The organism is Sphingomonas sp. QA11 (genome assembly GCF_028473665.1).
In the GTDB taxonomy this organism is placed as follows: Bacteria; Pseudomonadota; Alphaproteobacteria; order Sphingomonadales; family Sphingomonadaceae; genus Sphingomonas; species Sphingomonas phytovorans.
In genome coordinates this window covers 1,563,585-1,579,136 of the sequence record NZ_CP098774.1, presented here as the reverse complement: position 1 = coordinate 1,579,136, position 15,552 = coordinate 1,563,585, and the positions used below count along the sequence as shown (strand labels likewise).

Annotated in this window: 11 protein-coding genes and 1 tRNA gene; 2 read left to right on the top strand and 10 right to left on the bottom strand. The window is 64.1% G+C overall.

Features of this window, described 5'->3' with window-relative positions; translation table 11 throughout:
- Positions 1-102: 102 nt before the first annotated feature.
- Positions 103-2,616, top strand: a complete 2,514-nt coding sequence (locus NDN01_RS07215) for a sensor histidine kinase (RefSeq protein ID WP_443025205.1) — start codon at positions 103-105, stop codon at positions 2,614-2,616.
- 117 nt (positions 2,617-2,733) lie between these two features.
- Here NDN01_RS07215 and NDN01_RS07210 read toward each other — a convergent pair.
- Positions 2,734-2,810 (bottom strand) — tRNA-Arg (locus NDN01_RS07210).
- 92 nt (positions 2,811-2,902) lie between these two features.
- Between NDN01_RS07210 and NDN01_RS07205 the strand changes: the two genes are divergently transcribed.
- A complete protein-coding gene (locus tag NDN01_RS07205; RefSeq protein ID WP_272626677.1) occupies positions 2,903-3,403 on the top strand; it encodes a hypothetical protein in 501 nt (166 codons plus the stop codon).
- Between the two features lie 7 nt (positions 3,404-3,410).
- Here NDN01_RS07205 and NDN01_RS07200 read toward each other — a convergent pair whose 3' ends face one another.
- The 9 genes from NDN01_RS07200 to NDN01_RS07160 all read right to left on the bottom strand — a co-directional run bounded on the left by NDN01_RS07200 (position 3,411) and on the right by NDN01_RS07160 (position 15,386).
- Positions 3,411-5,642 carry a spermidine synthase gene (locus NDN01_RS07200; protein WP_272626676.1) on the bottom strand — a complete coding sequence of 744 codons (2,232 nt, stop codon included), beginning with the start codon at positions 5,640-5,642 and terminating at the stop codon, positions 3,411-3,413.
- The gene (locus tag NDN01_RS07195) at positions 5,642-6,175 is read right to left on the bottom strand and encodes a GNAT family N-acetyltransferase (RefSeq protein ID WP_272626675.1); all 534 of its coding nucleotides are present in this window, start codon (positions 6,173-6,175) and stop codon (positions 5,642-5,644) included. The genes NDN01_RS07200 and NDN01_RS07195 overlap by 1 nt, the downstream gene beginning before the upstream one ends.
- Positions 6,172-6,714: a GNAT family N-acetyltransferase gene (locus tag NDN01_RS07190; protein ID WP_272626674.1), complete on the bottom strand. Its 543-nt coding sequence runs from the start codon at positions 6,712-6,714 to the stop codon at positions 6,172-6,174. Before NDN01_RS07190 ends, NDN01_RS07195 begins: the two co-directional genes overlap by 4 nt.
- Positions 6,711-7,703: a porphobilinogen synthase gene (gene hemB / locus NDN01_RS07185; protein WP_272626673.1), complete on the bottom strand. Its 993-nt coding sequence runs from the start codon at positions 7,701-7,703 to the stop codon at positions 6,711-6,713. Before hemB ends, NDN01_RS07190 begins: the two co-directional genes overlap by 4 nt.
- A gap of 289 nt (positions 7,704-7,992) precedes the next feature.
- Positions 7,993-9,450 (bottom strand): MATE family efflux transporter, encoded by a 1,458-nt coding sequence (locus tag NDN01_RS07180; RefSeq protein WP_272626672.1) that lies wholly within the window; start codon positions 9,448-9,450, stop codon positions 7,993-7,995.
- 144 nt (positions 9,451-9,594) lie between these two features.
- On the bottom strand, positions 9,595-12,423 hold the full coding sequence (locus NDN01_RS07175; RefSeq protein WP_272626671.1) for a valine--tRNA ligase: 2,829 nt from the start codon (positions 12,421-12,423) through the stop codon (positions 9,595-9,597).
- Positions 12,424-12,457: 34 nt separating this feature from the next.
- A complete protein-coding gene (locus NDN01_RS07170; protein ID WP_272626670.1) occupies positions 12,458-13,123 on the bottom strand; it encodes an AAA family ATPase in 666 nt (221 codons plus the stop codon).
- On the bottom strand, positions 13,074-13,289 hold the full coding sequence (locus tag NDN01_RS07165) for a hypothetical protein (RefSeq protein WP_272626669.1): 216 nt from the start codon (positions 13,287-13,289) through the stop codon (positions 13,074-13,076). The genes NDN01_RS07170 and NDN01_RS07165 overlap by 50 nt, the downstream gene beginning before the upstream one ends.
- Before the next feature lie 45 nt (positions 13,290-13,334).
- Complete coding sequence (locus NDN01_RS07160; RefSeq protein ID WP_272626668.1) at positions 13,335-15,386, bottom strand: S9 family peptidase; 2,052 nt, start codon at positions 15,384-15,386, stop codon at positions 13,335-13,337.
- Positions 15,387-15,552: the final 166 nt, after the last annotated feature.

Genomic DNA, 15,552 nt, shown 5'->3' with positions numbered 1-15,552 from the left:
CGCCCCTCCCCCGATGCCCTGCTCCGCGCCGCGGAGCGTGAGGCGCGCGGGCAGCTCAAGATATTCCTCGGCGCCGCGCCCGGGGTCGGCAAGACCTATGAGATGCTGAACGAGGGTGCTGCCCGGCTGCGGGCCGGCATCGACGTGGTGATCGGCGTGGTCGAGACTCATGGCCGCGCCGAAACCGAGGCATTGGTCACGCCGTTCGAGGTGATTCCCCGCCGCACCATCGACTATCGCGGCCAGACGCTGACCGAAATGGATCTGGATGCGATCCTGGCCCGGCGTCCCGCGCTCGTGCTGGTCGACGAGCTCGCTCACACCAATGTCGAGGGCAGCCGTCACCCGAAGCGCTGGCAGGATATCCAGGAACTGCTCAACACCGGCATCGACGTCTTCTCGACCCTCAACATCCAGCATGTCGAAAGCCTCAACGACGTGGTCGCCAGCTTCACCCGGGTTCGGGTGCGCGAGACGGTGCCCGACAGCGTCCTGGAGGACGCGGAGGTCCAGGTCGTCGACATCCCGCCCGACGAGCTCATTGAGCGGCTGAAGGACGGCAAGGTCTATATCCCCGCCGAGGCGACTCGCGCACTCGGCCATTTCTTCTCCAAGGCCAATCTGTCGGCATTGCGCGAAATGGCGCTTCGCCGCGCGGCGATGAGTGTCGACCGGCAGATGCTCGAACATCTCGATGCGAGCGCATTATCAGGCGCGTTCGCGGCCGGCGAGCGGGTGCTGGTGGCCGTCAGCGAACTGCCCGGTGCCGAAGCGCTGGTGCGGACGACCAAGCGCCTCGCCGACGCCCTCCGCGCGCCCTGGACCGCCGTCTACATCGAGACGCCCCGCGCTGAAGAATTCAGCATCGAAGAGAAAGCGCGAATCGCGGCCACGCTCCGGCTCGCCGCAAGCCTTGGCGCAACGATCGCTACCGTGCCAGCCGAAAGCGTCATCGACGGCCTGCACGCCCAGGTAGAGGGCATGCGCGCGACTCAGCTGGTGATCGGCAAGTCGCGACGGAGCTGGTGGTTCGAACTACGCCATGGCTCAGTGGTCGAAAAACTGCTGCGCAATGTCGAAGGGCTGGCGATCCACGTCATTCCAGCCGGCGCGCCCGCACCGTCGCGACGCCCCCGAAAGGCCCTTCGCTGGGATGCGAAGCCTGCTGTCTATGGCGCGGTCGTCGCCTTCGTCGCCATGACCACACTGCTCGCCCGCCTGGTCGAACCCTGGATCGGCACGGGAGCGGTCGACCTCATCTATCTGCTGCCGGTGGTCGCCGCCGCCAGCCGTTACGGCTTGAAGCCGGGATTGGCCGCCGGCCTGCTCGCCGCGCTGGCCTTCAACTTCTTCTTTCTGCCGCCGCTCTACACCTTCACCATCGCCGACCCGCAAAGCGTGCTGACCGTGCTGATCCTGATCGGTATCGCCGCCTTCACCAGCCGGCTGACCGGTGGGATGCGCTCGCGCGCGGCGATCGGCGTGCGCAGCGCGCGGGAAAACGCAGCGCTCGCCGCCTTCGCCCAGGCTCTGACCCGAGTATCGGACGCGCAGACCACCGCCGACACGGTGTGCGAGGAGGTGTCTCGGCTGCTCGACGTCAATGCCGTGTTGCTGGCGGATCGGGGCGGGCAACCGGAGATCATGGCGGCCGCGCCACCGGCCAGCGGGCTCACCCCAATCGACGTCGCCGCGGCCGACTGGGCATTCAAGCGCGGCGAGACCGCCGGATACGGCACCGTGACGCTCAACGCTTCGGACTGGCAGTTCCATCCGCTCAAGACGTCGCTCGGCGTGCTGGGGGTGCTTGGCGTTGCGCGAAACGACGGGAGCGATCCCGTTCCGTCGGATCGCGCGGTGCTGCTCTCAACTCTGGTCGGTCAAGCCTCGCTCGCGCACGAACGGCTGCGGCTTGAGGACGAGATGCGCGAGCTGTCAGTGCTCAAGGAGCGCGACCGGCTGCGCGCGGCCCTGCTGTCGTCGATCGGCCATGACCTGCGCACGCCGCTGACCGCCGTGACGACAGCGATCGAGAGCGTGTCGGCCGAGCATCCCAATTCGGCCGCCATCCCCGTCGCGCGCGCCGAGATGCAGCGCCTGCGGCGCTTCCTTGACAATCTGCTCGACATGGTAAGGCTTGATACCGGTGCGCTGAAACTGTCGATCGAGCCGACCGACCTGACCGACGCGGTCAGCGGCGCGATCCACGACCTGAAGGACCTGCTGCGCAGCAAGCATATCGATTTCCAGGTTCCGGCCAACCTGCCGCTCGTGCAGGCTGACGCTACCCTGCTTCACCACATATTGATCAACCTCTTGGTCAATTCAGCGCAGCATGGCGGCACCACCGGCACGATCACGATCGAGGGCCGCCGGACTGCCGACGCGGTGACGATCGCGATTCGCGACGACGGCCCGGGGCTCCCGATGCCGGATCGGGACCTGTTCGAAATCTTCACACGTGGCGCAGGCAGCGATCGAGAAGGTGGTAGTGGGCTTGGGCTGGCGATCGTGAAGGGCTTTGCCGACGCGATGCAGATCGGCGTCCGGGCGGGCAATCACGCTGAAGGCGGCGCCGTGTTCACCCTCGAGTTCAACAAACTCTCTGCGGCTTAGCAGGGGGCGGTCTGGTTTGAGGCGGTCAGACTGGCGCCCGAATCTGATACAGGAATCTTGACCAAAGAATAAGCCGGAATTCCCCGCAAATGGGGAAATTCCGGCTTATCTAAACCTTGGCGCGCCCGGAACGATTCGAACGTCCGACCCTCAGATTCGTAGTCTGATGCTCTATCCAGCTGAGCTACGGGCGCTTGGGAAGTGGGCACATAGATGCGTCTTTCGCGGGGCGCAAGTGTGTTGCGTGCGTTGCGCACATCTTATTTGCCGCATAGAGCGAAAGGGCATGAAACGCGCCCTCCCCCTTGCCTGCCTTGCCCTGCTCTGCGGGTGTGCCGCACGGTCGACGACTCGCTATCCCTCGCTGCTGCCACGGCCGGTCGAGACGACGAGCCTCACCGAACCGGAAGTATCTCCGCCGGCAACAGCGACTCCCGACGCGCCGACCGATGCAAAGCTCGCCGCAATGAAGGTGACGCTGGACGAATCGGCGACAGCTTTCGCCCCTGCCGCCGATCGTGCCGAACGGGCCGCCGTCGCGGCGAAGGGCCAGCCGGCCGGCAGCGAGGGCTGGATCACCGCCCAGTCGGCACTGGCCGAACTTGACGGCTATCGCGCAACTACCTCCGCCGTCCTTACCGATATCGAGGATCTGGCGATCGCACGCGCGACCGCCGGCGAACCCGACTATCCCGGCATCGATTCGTTGCGCACCGCGGCCGAGGCGCAGCTCCAGACCCAGTCCGCGCGAATCGCGGCCATCCAGGCGATGCTCCCCGAAACCTGAGGTTGCCCTACGGCTTACGGAACAGCTTCACGAGCGGTACGATCGTCGAATAATCATCGGTCCACGGCGTGAACCCCGGATAGCGGTTGAGCGGCCGCCATTTGGCATCGCGTGCCTTGAGGGCCGCGATCGTCGCCGGATCGTGCGACAGCGCGACCCAGAAGGATACGGCGCGGGGCGCCTCAACATCGGGGCCCGGGAAGTAAAGCAGCTTTGCCGCGCTCCATCCACCGGCGGCGGCCGCTGCCGACACGACCGGTTCAAGGTCGAGAAACTTGTTCGAGATGTGGAAGAGCAGCACGCCGTCATGCGCGAGCACCCGACCATAGGTGTCGAACGCTTCCCGCGTCATCAGATGCATCGGCACCGCGTCTGACGAAAAGGCGTCGAGGGTGAGCAGGTCGAGCGAACCGGTCGCTTCGGCGGCAAGGTTGAGCCGAGCGTCGCCGACCTCGATCCTTGGGTTCGGCAGGCAATTCTTCAGGAAGGTGAACTGCCCCGTGTCGCGCGCGATATGCACCACGAGGGGATCGATCTCGTAGAAGCGCCAGCTTTGGCCTGGATGCGCGTAACAGGCGAGCGTTCCCGCCCCGAGGCCGACGACGCCGATTCGGGCGTGATCGCCGAACAAGGCAGGTGCCGCCTGCATTGCCTGTCCCACGCCTGAGCCAGTAACATAATAAGCGGTCGGCGTTCGCTCACGCCCCACGCTACCGAGCAGCTGCGTGCCGTGCACGGTAGTGCCGTGCTGGAGCTGGCGCATCTCCTCATAGTCGCGAATCGTGTAGACACCGAAATAGCTGCGCGTCCGGGCACCCGGTTCGAACGACAGCAGGATCGAGCGGTAACCGCCGAACACGATCAACGCGCCAGCCAGTGCGATGACGAAGGCACCGCGCATACCGATGGTGAAGACGCCGACAGCGACCATCACGACGAACACAATCCCCTGGACCGGCCCCGAATCGTCAGATTCAGCGCCCGGGCTGTTCAACACGACAAGGATGACTGCCCACATCAGCAGCGCCACCGCGACCGTCATGAAGCGGCGATACTGCCGGTTTCGCTCCCACAACATGCCGATCTCGGGAATCAGGAAGCTCTGGGGCGCAAGCACCCCGGCAGCCAGCACCAGCAGCGGATATTCATAGGTCCAGTCGAACACCAGCGGAGCGATCAGAGCGGCGAACACGCCGCCCAGCACGCCACCGACCGACATGGCTAGGTAGAAGCCGGTCAGCCGGTCGGCCTCCGGACGCAGCCGGTACATTGCGGTGTGTAGAGCCACCGCGGCCATGAACAGCAGGACCAGCGCAAGCACGGCGTTGAGCCACGGCTTGCCCTGCAACCCGCCGACCAGCACCCCGCCGATCAGCAGGATGACGACCGGAGCGAGCCTTGTGAGCAAATCCGCCGGGCCGCGCCGGCTCGCAAAGGCGATGGTGAAGCTCAGCAGATACAGGCCAAGCGGCAGCACCCACAGCAGCGGCATCGCGACGACATCAGTCGTGATGTACGTCGAGGTGGCCAGCATCAGGCCCGAAGGCACGAAGGCCAAAGCGATCCAGTGCGCGATTCGCTTGCGGGTCGGCGGCGCGCTTTCCGCGACCGGCCCGTCGACGATCCGCATCTTCATCTTCGGCAGCGTCATCGCGCAGACCGTGACGAGCACGCCTACGACGATATAGCCGATGGTCCACAGCCTGCTCTGCCCGTTGAGCGCCAAGCCGGGCTCGACGAACAAAGGATAGGCGATCAGACCGGCAAAGCTGCCGAAATTGGACGCAGCATAAAGGGCATAAGGATCTTCCCCCTCGCTCGACACGCTGAACCAGCGCTGCAGCAGCGGCGCCTGTGCCGAGATGGCGAAGAACAACGGGCCAATCGACGCACCGAGCAGCCACGGCACCCAGATGGTTGGCTGGGCGTTGGCTGGCAATTGAGTCGCCATCAGGCCGATCGGCAGCCACAGGGCCGCGATCAGCAGCACCGCGAGATGGATCGCCGCCTGCAAGCGCGGCGTCACCCGGCCAAGCCAATGCGCATAGGCGTAACCGCCGAGCAGCAGTGCCTGATAGACCAGCATCGCCGAGTTCCAGACGGCGGGCGCGCCGCCGAGCCGGGGCAGCGCCATGCGCGCGACCATCGGCTGGACCAGGAACAGCAGGAACGACCCCGCCAGGATCGTCACGACGAACAAGGGCCGGGCAAACCGCACCGGCACGGCAATGCCCACCATCAGGCGGGCCGCGCAATGCGATAGACGATGTGGGGTTTGAGCGGGCTGTCGTCGGGCACGCCGGGATGATCGAAATCCTCACCCGAGGCGCGGACCATGCCGAGGCGCTCCATCAAGCCCCAACTGCGGCTGTTTCCCACCGTCGTGATTGCAGCGACAGCAGAAATATCCCGACGATCCCACGCCCACTCCAGAGACGCGGTCGCGGCTTCGCGCGCATAGCCCTTGCCCCAGTCAGCGAAGCCAAGCCGCCATCCGATTTCGACTTCGCCCTCGATCGGCGTGCCCTCGGCACCGGGCTTGATCCCGCAGAAGCCGACCATCGCAGCATCCTCGCGACGTTCGATCGCCCAGAAACAGAAACCGTGCTGGTCCTGAAAACCGTTCTGCCGGGCGACCGCCGCCACGATCTCGTCACGCGTCTGGAGCGGCCCGATCGTCGCCATCACCCGGGGATCGGAGCAGATGGCGAAAAAAGGCTCGACGTCCGCCTCGCGCCAACGGCGCAGGACGAGACGGTCGGTGTGGATCATGCGGTGTCTCCCGGCCGGTGTATCGCGAACACGACGCTCTGCCCGAGCGGGTCGTCGGGTGCGAACAGATGATGGAAAAAGTCATCGTCAGGCTGTCGTACCATGCCGAGTCGCTCCATCAGGATCTGGCTGCGCAGGTTCCGCGCCGCGGTGATCGCGGCGACCCGAAGTGCCGGGGTGTTTACCCACGCCCAGTCGAGGCAGGCGGAAGCAGCCTCAAACGCATAGCCCTTCTCCCACCAGGGCCGGGCGAGGCTCCAGCCGATCTCGATCTCACCCTCGATCGGCGTGCCCTCGGCACCCGGCTTCAGGCCGCAGAAACCGATCGGTTCGCGACCTTCGCGCAACTCGACGACGTGAAAGCCAAACCCGCGCCTGACGCCATATGCGGCGTGACGCGCGATCGTCGCATCGCTGTCTTCCGGCGATTTGACCGGGCCGAGATCGGCCATGACCACGGGGTCCGCCCACATCGCATGCAGCATCGCGCGATCCGCCGCCGTCGGCGGCCGCAGAAGCAGGCGTCCGGTCTCGATCACGCGTTCAGAAGACGCGCCGCATGCGCCGCGTGATAGGTAAGCACGCCCGAACAGCCGGCACGCTTGAATGCCATCAGCGTTTCAAGCACCACACCGTCGCGCTCGGCGGCGCCCGCAGCGACCGCCGCCTCGATCATCGCGTATTCGCCCGACACCTGATAAGCGAAGACCGGTATCTGGAACTCGCTCTTCACCCGCAGGATGATGTCGAGATAAGGTAGTCCGGGCTTGACCATCACGCTGTCCGCCCCTTCTGCCAGGTCGAGCGCAACCTCGCGCAGAGCCTCTTCGGCATTGGCCGAATCCATCTGATAGGTCTTCTTGTCGCCCTTGAGCAGCCCGCGCGAACCGACCGCGTCGCGGAACGGGCCGTAGAAGCCGCTGGCGTATTTGGCTGAATAGGCCATGATCTGGACGTTGGTGCGGCCCTCGCCTTCCAGCGCCGCGCGGATCAGGCCGACGCGGCCGTCCATCATGTCGCTTGGCGCGATGATGTCAGCGCCCGCCGCCGCCTGATTGAGCGCCTGGCCGACCAGCACATCAGCCGTCTCGTCGTTGAGCACATAGCCCGTATCGTCGAGCAGCCCGTCATGGCCGTGGCTGGTATAAGGATCGAGCGCGACGTCAGTCAGGACACCCACCTCGGGCACCGCATCCTTCAACGCGCGGATCGCGCGGCACATGAGGTTGTCCGAGTTCAGTGCCTCCTCGCCGTGATCGGACCGGCGATCGGCCTGCGTGTTCGGGAACAGGGCGATACACGGTATGCCGAGATCGCGGGCTTCCTTCGCGCGGGCGACGACATTGTCGACCGACCAGCGCGACACGCCCGGCAGGCTCGCAATCGGCTCCTCGACGCCCTCGCCCTCGGAAATGAACAAAGGCCAGATCAGGTCGGCCGGGGTGAGCACGGTTTCGGCGTGCATGCGACGGCTCCACGCCGAAGCGCGGGTCCGGCGAAGGCGAAGAGCGGGGTATTGAGCGGACATGCGCGGCTTTTGATCCCTCCCGCCCGCCTGTGCAAGCCCGGGGCTGGGCGACTCCCTGCTCAGGCCCGCAGATAACGGATAGGCAAGAATGTCGCGCGGTTGAATCGCGGAAAGCGGAATCAGGGGCTTGTTGGGAATGTCAGTAGGGTCACTGACATTTCAGCGCCGATCACGAGCGGCGGAGCAGCCCTTCACAAAGGCGGGGATTTCACAATATATATAAATTTATCAAAGACTTATTTCCACTAAACGATCGTATAGACCAGACCTGAGCCTTGCCGGCGCAGGCTCAGCCCGTCGGATGCAGCCGTCCCGCCGGTTCGCCGGCCGCATGAGCCTGCTCCCCAGCCTCTTCGGAGTTGGGTGGCACGATCAGCACCTGCTCGCGCCAATGGCCACTGCGATAATAGAGGATCGCGAGCGACAGCGAGACGAGCGATCCAAGCGGGAAGGAATACCATAGGGCATCTGGCCCCATGAGCCGTGGGCCGAGGAGTGCGAACCCGATCCGGACCGGATAGAAGGCGATCGCCAGGATGACCAGCGGCGCCATCGTGGCGCCATTCGCGCGTACCGTCGAAAACAGCACCATCGTCGCGCCGAACATCACGAAGGTCCAGCTTGCGATAAGCTGGATGTGTCGCGCGATCGGTATTGCCGGGCTTTCGCTGCCGACGAACAGCGCCATCACCTGCCGGTCGAACAGGATGATCGCGACGATCACGGCGAGCGTGATGGCGGTGTTATAGATTATCCCGGCCCGGGTGATGGCGTTCACCCGTTCCCATTTGCCCGCGCCGATATTCTGCGCCGCCATGCTGCTGACCGCGACGCCGATCGCCATCGCCGGCATCTGGATATAGGTCCAGAGCTGTTGCGACACGGCATAGGCGGCGGCTGTTTCGACGCCGAGGCGATTGACCAGCCCGACCATGGTGAGCCCGGCGGTCGACATCACCAGCATCTGGGCTCCCATGGGCAACCCTTTGGCGACGATTGTCTTCACCAGCGCCATCTCGGGAATCAGATAGCGCAGTTCGTGGCCGCGCAGGCGGATCGGGAGGTCGCGCCAATAGACGTAAATGAGAAGCCCCGCCGAGGAAACGATACCGGCAATCAACGTCGCCGTGGCCGAACCCGCGATCCCCATGCGCGGGAACGGACCGATTCCTTCAATCAGCAGTGGATTGAAACTACTGTCGATCAACACGCTGAGCAGCATGAACCACAAGGGAGTCAGCGAATCGCCCGTGCCACGCAGGCTCATCTGAATCAGCACACCCAGCATCGAGAAAGGCAGGCCGAGGAAGATCACGCGAAGATAGTCGCGTGCCAGATTCTGCGCATCGCCGGGAGTAGCAAGCAGACGCAGGATCTGCGGCGTGAACAGCCAGCCGAGGACGGAGATCACCACCGCGCCGCCGACCACCAGGCCGACCGTGGACCCGAAAGCACGCCGCGCCGCCTCGATGTCGTGACGCCCGACCGACTGGCCGATGAGGATCGTCGCCGCCATACCGAAGCCGAACACGGCGGAGAACATCAGGAACATGATGATGTTGGCGTTCGATGTCGCGGCTAGCGCACTTTCGCCCAGGAAGCGCCCGACCCAGATCGAATTGATCGATCCGTTGAGCGACTGGAGGATGTTCGACCCAAGCGTCGGCAAGGCGAAGGCAAGCAAGGTAGCCGCGATCGGCCCCGTGGTGAGGTCGCGTTGACCGGGACGGGAAGGAGGTGGGGCCATCGCGTCTCTCACTCGCCTCCCACAAGGGAGGAGTTGGGGTGGGTGCGAGCGCGCGTCTCGCATGGGGCAGGAAGAAAAAGCCGGGGAGCCCCCGACTTTCTCTCGGTCACCCCTAGCCCCTCCCTTGCAGGGAGGGGAAGAGGTTTAACCCAGCCGCGCGAGCGCCGCGGTCAGGCGTTCGGCCTCGGCAGACTTCTCCGCGTGATCGGCGCGCGCCTTCTCGACCGCCTCGGGCTTGGCCCGCTCGACGAAGCTCGCATTGCCCAGCCGGCCGGCAAGCGAGTCGCGTTCCTTGGCAGCCGCCTCGATCCCCTTGGTCAGGCGGGCCCGTTCCGTGTCGAGATCGATCACGCCCTCAAGCGGGAGGACGAAAGTCGCCTCGTCGATAACCACCTGAACCGCACCGCTTGCCGGAGCGTCGCCTTCGGCCCGATCGATCCTCGCCAGTCGCGCGATTGCCGGGGCCTGCCGGTCCAGCCGCGCAAGGGTCGTCGCATCGGCATCGCGAACATGAAAGGGCATGCGCGCGCCGGGGGAGACGTTCAATTCGTTGCGCGCCGCGCGAACGTCACTGACGAGGCGGATCAGCCAGTCGATCTCCTTGCTCGCTTCAGGATCGATCGACCGGGCATCGGCCATTGGCCATTTCGCGACGATCAGATCGGACTCGCGCTCGCCCAGGGCATGCCACAGTTCCTCCGTGATGAACGGCATGAACGGATGGAGCAGGACCAGCATCTGGTCGAGCACCCAGCCAGCAACCTTGCGCGTTTCGTCGGCCTCAGGGCCGGTCGCCGGTCCTTCCGCGTTGCCGAGCAGCGGCTTGATCAGTTCGATATACCAGTCGCAGAAACGGCTCCATGCGAACTGGTAGATGGCATTCGCCGCGCCGTCGAAACGATAGTCTGCCAGCGCGATATCGACCGCCTGCACCGTCTCGATCGTCTCCGCGATGATCCAGCGGTTGACCGCCAGCGCAGCCTCGGGCGCCTCGAGCGTGGTGCTGGCGCCGATACCATTGGACTGGCAGAAACGCGCGGCGTTCCATAGCTTGGTCGCGAAGTTGCGATACCCCTCGACCCGCTTCTCATCCATCTTGATGTCGCGGCCCTGGCTTTCCATCGCCGCCATGAAGAAGCGCAGCGCATCAGCACCGTATTTGTCGATCAGGCCGAGCGGATCGACCGTGTTGCCCTTGGACTTGGACATCTTCTGCCCGTCCGCCGCGCGGACCAGGCCGTGAAGGTAGAGCGTGCGGAACGGCACGTCCTTCATGAAGTGCATGCCCTGCATCATCATCCGCGCATCCCAGAAGAACAGGATGTCGAAGCCGGAGATCAGCACGTCATTGGGGTAGCGGCCATGGAGCGTCGGGTTGCTGTCCTCAGGCCAGCCAAGTGTCGCGAAGGGCCAGAGTGCGGATGAGAACCAGGTGTCGAGAACATCAGTCTCGCGAAACAAATCCACTTCGAGCGTTTTAGCATCAATTGCTCGGACGAAACTTCCATCAAACTGATATTTGACCTCCGACTGGTCGATTATTCGGAATTGAACGGATAGGCCTGTGATCTGTTCGTATTTCTGCCGAGCACCTTCGATAGCCTCCGCTTCCGTTAGGTAGACAAAATTCCACCAAGGAGTTTCACCGCCTTCGACAATATGTACCTTGAACCCTTGATCATTGGCTTCGATTTTGGGGCCATACCAGGCCGGGATACGGTGCCCCCACCAGAGCTGGCGCGACACGCACCAGGGCTGGATGTTCTCCATCCAGTTGAAATAGGTCTTCTCCCAGGTCTTGGGGACGACCTTGATCGCGCCGGACTTTACCGCCTCGATCGCCGGCTTCGCCAGCGTCGCGGCATCGACATACCATTGGTCCGTCAGCCACGGCTCGATCACCACGCCGGAGCGGTCGCCGAACGGCGTCTGGATCACGCGATCCTCGACTCGTTCCAGCAATCCCGCGGCCTCGATCAGCGCGACGACCCGCTTGCGCGCCTCGGCGCTGGTAAGACCGATCAGGTCGCCCGGGATCAGCCCGTCAGCGGTCTGCGTGACCTCCGCCTTTGCGTCGAGCATGTTGAGCATGTCGCCGGCCCTGAACCCGGCGCGCTTGCCCACCTCGAAATCATTGAAGTCGTGGCCCGGCGTGATCTTCACCGCGCCAGAGCCGAGTTCGGGATCGGCATGCTCGTCGGCAACGATCGGGATAAGGCGGCCGGTGATCGGCAGCCTGACGTTCTTGCCGATGAGCGCCGTGTAGCGTTCGTCGGTCGGGTTCACCGCAACAGCCATGTCGGCCAGCATCGTCTCCGGCCGGGTGGTAGCGACCGAAATGTGGCCGCTGCCATCTTCCAGCGGATAGCGGAGGTGCCAGAACTGGCCATTGATCTCGCGCGTCTCGACCTCAAGGTCGGAGATGGCGGTGCCGAGGCCCGGATCCCAGTTCACTAGCCGCTTGTCGCGGTACAGCAGGCCTTGCTTGTGGAGATCCACGAACACCTTCAGCACAGCCTTGCTGAAGCCTTCGTCCATGGTGAAGCGTTCGTTCGCCCAGTCCATCGAGCAGCCGAGACGGCGAAGCTGCCGCGTGATGCTGCCTCCGCTCTCGGCTTTCCACTCCCAGACCTTCGCGATGAAGTCCTCGCGGGTGAAGTCAGTACGCTTCTGCTGATGAAGCGCCATGTTGCGCTCGACCACCATCTGAGTCGCGATACCGGCATGGTCGGTGCCGACCACCCACAGCGCATCCTTGCCCTTCAATCGCGCGTGGCGGACGAGGATGTCCTGCAGCGTGTTGTCGAGCGCGTGGCCGATGTGGAGGTTGCCCGTCACGTTCGGCGGCGGGTTGACGATCGTCCAGGGCTCGGCACTCGGGCGATCGGGGTGGAACAGGCCCTCCCCCTCCCAATGCGCATACCAGCGGGACTCGATTTCAGCGGGGTCGAAGGTTTTCGGGAGCTCGGTCATGATGCGAATGGCCTTAACGGCGGCGACGCGGCGGTCAATCGCTGGCGCGTTCCTCCATCGCTACCTGACCGGCAACCAGCGCGGCCATCAGATCGATCGGAAGCTGCTCCAGAAGCTGAAGCGGTTGCTTGAACCGCTTATACGCCGCCAGCGAAGGCGCTCCGGTTGAATTGTTGAAAATCATCAGGCGATCGAGATGCTTTGCAAAGAGCGCCAGTTGACCGAAGGAGCGCCTCCGCCGGTCGATCACCTTCTCCTTTGGGACATCATGACCGCCTTCCACGACGCGGATCTGGATCCGACTGAGTTGCAGGTCAGCAGAATCCAATACGACATACAGCATGCGTATCTCGAAGCCCTTGCCGCGCGCCGTTTCAATCAGGGCGCGATATTTCGAGGTCGAGAGCACCGTCTCAACCCCTATCGTCTGGTGAACCTCGATCGAGGCATCCAGCCATCGTTGGATGCGATCAAGCGCCGCCGCGTTGGCGACATCCAGCGCCAGCTTCTCCACGGTCTGCAATCTGGCGGTCAGGAGATCGGGGTTCACGATCCATACGGAACCGCCCCAGTCCTCGATATCGGTACGATTATACAGCGTGCTCTTGCCGGACCCGTTCGGCCCGGCAATGATCCAAAGTATCGGTCGTTCAACCTTCCGGAGTGACCGCTGCATCAACCGTCCGATCGCGGCGTTCATCCCTTATCCGCCGCACATTCGACCGGAAGGCGGCAAGGAAATCCGCTTCAAGCGTGTCACTATCGGACTGAACGACCTTGACCGCGATGATCTGTCCGTCCGGCGAGCGGATACGCTTGGTCTGCAAATCGCTGGCACGGATTTTCGGCATCACCTTGGTCATCATGGCCTCCGAGTTGAAGATAGTAGCCCCACCCATCTTCGGAAAGGGTTATTGCACCTTCTTCCCCGTCCATTTGTCCATCCAGCCGAGCACCTCGCGATACCATTGGCGGCTGTTCTTCGGCTTCATCACCCAGTGGTTCTCATTGGGATTCACCAGCAGGCGCGACGGGATGTCGCGGCGCTGGAGCGCAGTGAAGGCGGCAAGGTCCTGGGTGTAGGGAATGCGGAAGTCCTTCTCGCCGGTGATGACCAGCATCGGTGTCTTCCATTTGTCGACAAAGTTCACCGGGTTCCATTTCTCGAACGCGGCGGGATCCTCATAATAGGTCTTGCCGCCATGTTCCCATTCGTCGAACCACAGCTCCTCGGTCTCGTACGCCATGGCGCGGGCGTCGAACACGCCGTCATGCTGGACGATGCATTTGAAGCGATCGGGCCACTGCCCTTCGATCCAGTTCATCATATAACCGCCATAGGAAGCACCCAGCGCGCAGGCATTGCCACCGTCGAGCCAGGTGAATTTCGTCGTCGCTGCGGCGAGGCCCTTTTGCAGATCCTCGAGCGGCCAGCCGCCCCAGTTGTTGCGGATCGCATCAGTGAAGGCCTGACCATAGCCGGTCGATCCATGGAAATCGACCGCGACCAGGCCGAAACCCGCGCCCGCGAACACGGCGGGGTTCCAGCGATAGGACCAGCTATTGTTGCTCGACCCCTGAGGTCCGCCATGGACCATAAACGCGACCGGCACCTTGGTGTCGGCGGCGAGGCCGGCCGGCTTCACCGCATAGCCCCAGACAATGTCGTTGTTCGCGCCGGTGAAGCTGAAGCGGGTAACCGTCGGCATCTCGATATCGGCCAGCTTCGCTGCGTTGACCGAGGTAAGCCGCGCCGTCTTCTTGCCTGAGAGCAGGTAGAAATCATCAGGCGCGGTGAGGCTGTTCATCGCCAGCACCAGCCCCTTGGGCGTGACATTGATCGAGGAGACATGCCCTTCCTGAGTCAGCCGGGCGATCTTGCCGCTCGCCACGTCCACCGCGAAAGCAGGGGTTTCCTGTGTATCGTCGGCGGTGACGTAGATCGTCCTGCCATTGTCGGCCCAGGTGATCGAGGCGACCGAGCGGTCCCAGCTTTCGGTCAGCGCGCGGACCTGACCGGTGGCCAGATCGCGCAGCATCAACACCTGGCGATCGGCCTCGTAGCCTGCCCGCTTCATCGAGAAATAGGCAAGCCATTTGCCGTCGGGCGAGGCCGTGGGAAGATTGTCCATGCCGGGGCTGTCGGACGTCAGGTTGGTCGGAGCCGCGGAGCCATCCGCCGGAGCGGAGAAGATGTCGAGATTGGTCGAGGTCGCCTCGATCCGGCCAGCCTCGCGCAGTGCGAAGAACACGGTCTTGCCGTCCGCCGACCAGTCGACCTCCTCGCCGCCGCCCATCGGCTTCGATGGCGTATCGCCGACCAGCGCGCCTTCGATCGCGACGCCGTTGCCAGCCGCACCCTCGGCGGTCAACGGCAGGACGAAGAGCTGCGACCGGGTGCCGTCCGCCCATGTATCCCAATGGCGAACGAACAATTGATCATAGGTGCGGCCGGCACCGGCATTCGCATCCTTCTTGACTATAGCCGGCTCAAGGCTCGGGGCACCGGGACGACGATCGGCCCAGACGAGGAGCTTGTCGCCGGTCGGGGCGACCTTGAAGCCGCTGAGCCCGCCCTTGAAGCCGGTCACCTGTTTCGGCGCGCCGCCAGTCACCCCGACCACCCAGACGGCGTCATCGCCGCCCTTATCCGACTGGAAGTACACCGACTTGCCATCAGGCGAGAATTGGGGGCTGGTTTCGTTGACGTCAGGCTCCGCGACGAGGTGCTCGGGCGCGGCCCCCTTCTTCGTCAGATCGAGCCGCCACAGGTCGAACCGGCCGCGATCGGCGGAAAGGTCAGTCTCGCGCTGTTGCCAGACGAGCCAGCGGCCATCCTTCGAAACGGTGGGCGATCCGACGCGCGAGAGCATCGAGACGTCATCGATGGTGAGCTGGCGCGCATAGGCAGGCGCGGTGGCGGCGGTGAGTGCGAGGATACTCGCGGAAAGAAGCATTTTCATGCCTCCCGATAGAGCAGAAGGGCGCGCGGCCCGCAATCGGGGGACGCGCTATCGTAACCGCGCAATTTCAGATTACGGCAGCATCGAGCAGCCATCGGGAGTATCGAGGATAAACGTCTCAAACCGCACTCGACGGGCGCGAGTCGCGCACGACACCGCCATATTC

Excerpts from the sequence above, each read along its gene's own strand:
- NDN01_RS07215 (WP_443025205.1), top strand. The coding sequence starts at position 103 with ATGCTGAACGAGGGTGCTGCCCGGCTGCGGGCCGGCATCGACGTGGTG.
- NDN01_RS07205 (WP_272626677.1), top strand. The coding sequence starts at position 2,903 with ATGAAACGCGCCCTCCCCCTTGCCTGCCTTGCCCTGCTCTGCGGGTGT.
- NDN01_RS07200 (WP_272626676.1), bottom strand. The coding sequence starts at position 5,642 with ATGGTGGGCATTGCCGTGCCGGTGCGGTTTGCCCGGCCCTTGTTCGTC.
- NDN01_RS07195 (WP_272626675.1), bottom strand. The coding sequence starts at position 6,175 with ATGATCCACACCGACCGTCTCGTCCTGCGCCGTTGGCGCGAGGCGGAC.
- hemB (WP_272626673.1), bottom strand. The coding sequence starts at position 7,703 with ATGTCCGCTCAATACCCCGCTCTTCGCCTTCGCCGGACCCGCGCTTCG.
- NDN01_RS07180 (WP_272626672.1), bottom strand. The coding sequence starts at position 9,450 with ATGGCCCCACCTCCTTCCCGTCCCGGTCAACGCGACCTCACCACGGGG.
- NDN01_RS07175 (WP_272626671.1), bottom strand. The coding sequence starts at position 12,423 with ATGACCGAGCTCCCGAAAACCTTCGACCCCGCTGAAATCGAGTCCCGC.
- NDN01_RS07170 (WP_272626670.1), bottom strand. The coding sequence starts at position 13,123 with ATGAACGCCGCGATCGGACGGTTGATGCAGCGGTCACTCCGGAAGGTT.
- NDN01_RS07165 (WP_272626669.1), bottom strand. The coding sequence starts at position 13,289 with ATGATGACCAAGGTGATGCCGAAAATCCGTGCCAGCGATTTGCAGACC.
- NDN01_RS07160 (WP_272626668.1), bottom strand. The coding sequence starts at position 15,386 with ATGAAAATGCTTCTTTCCGCGAGTATCCTCGCACTCACCGCCGCCACC.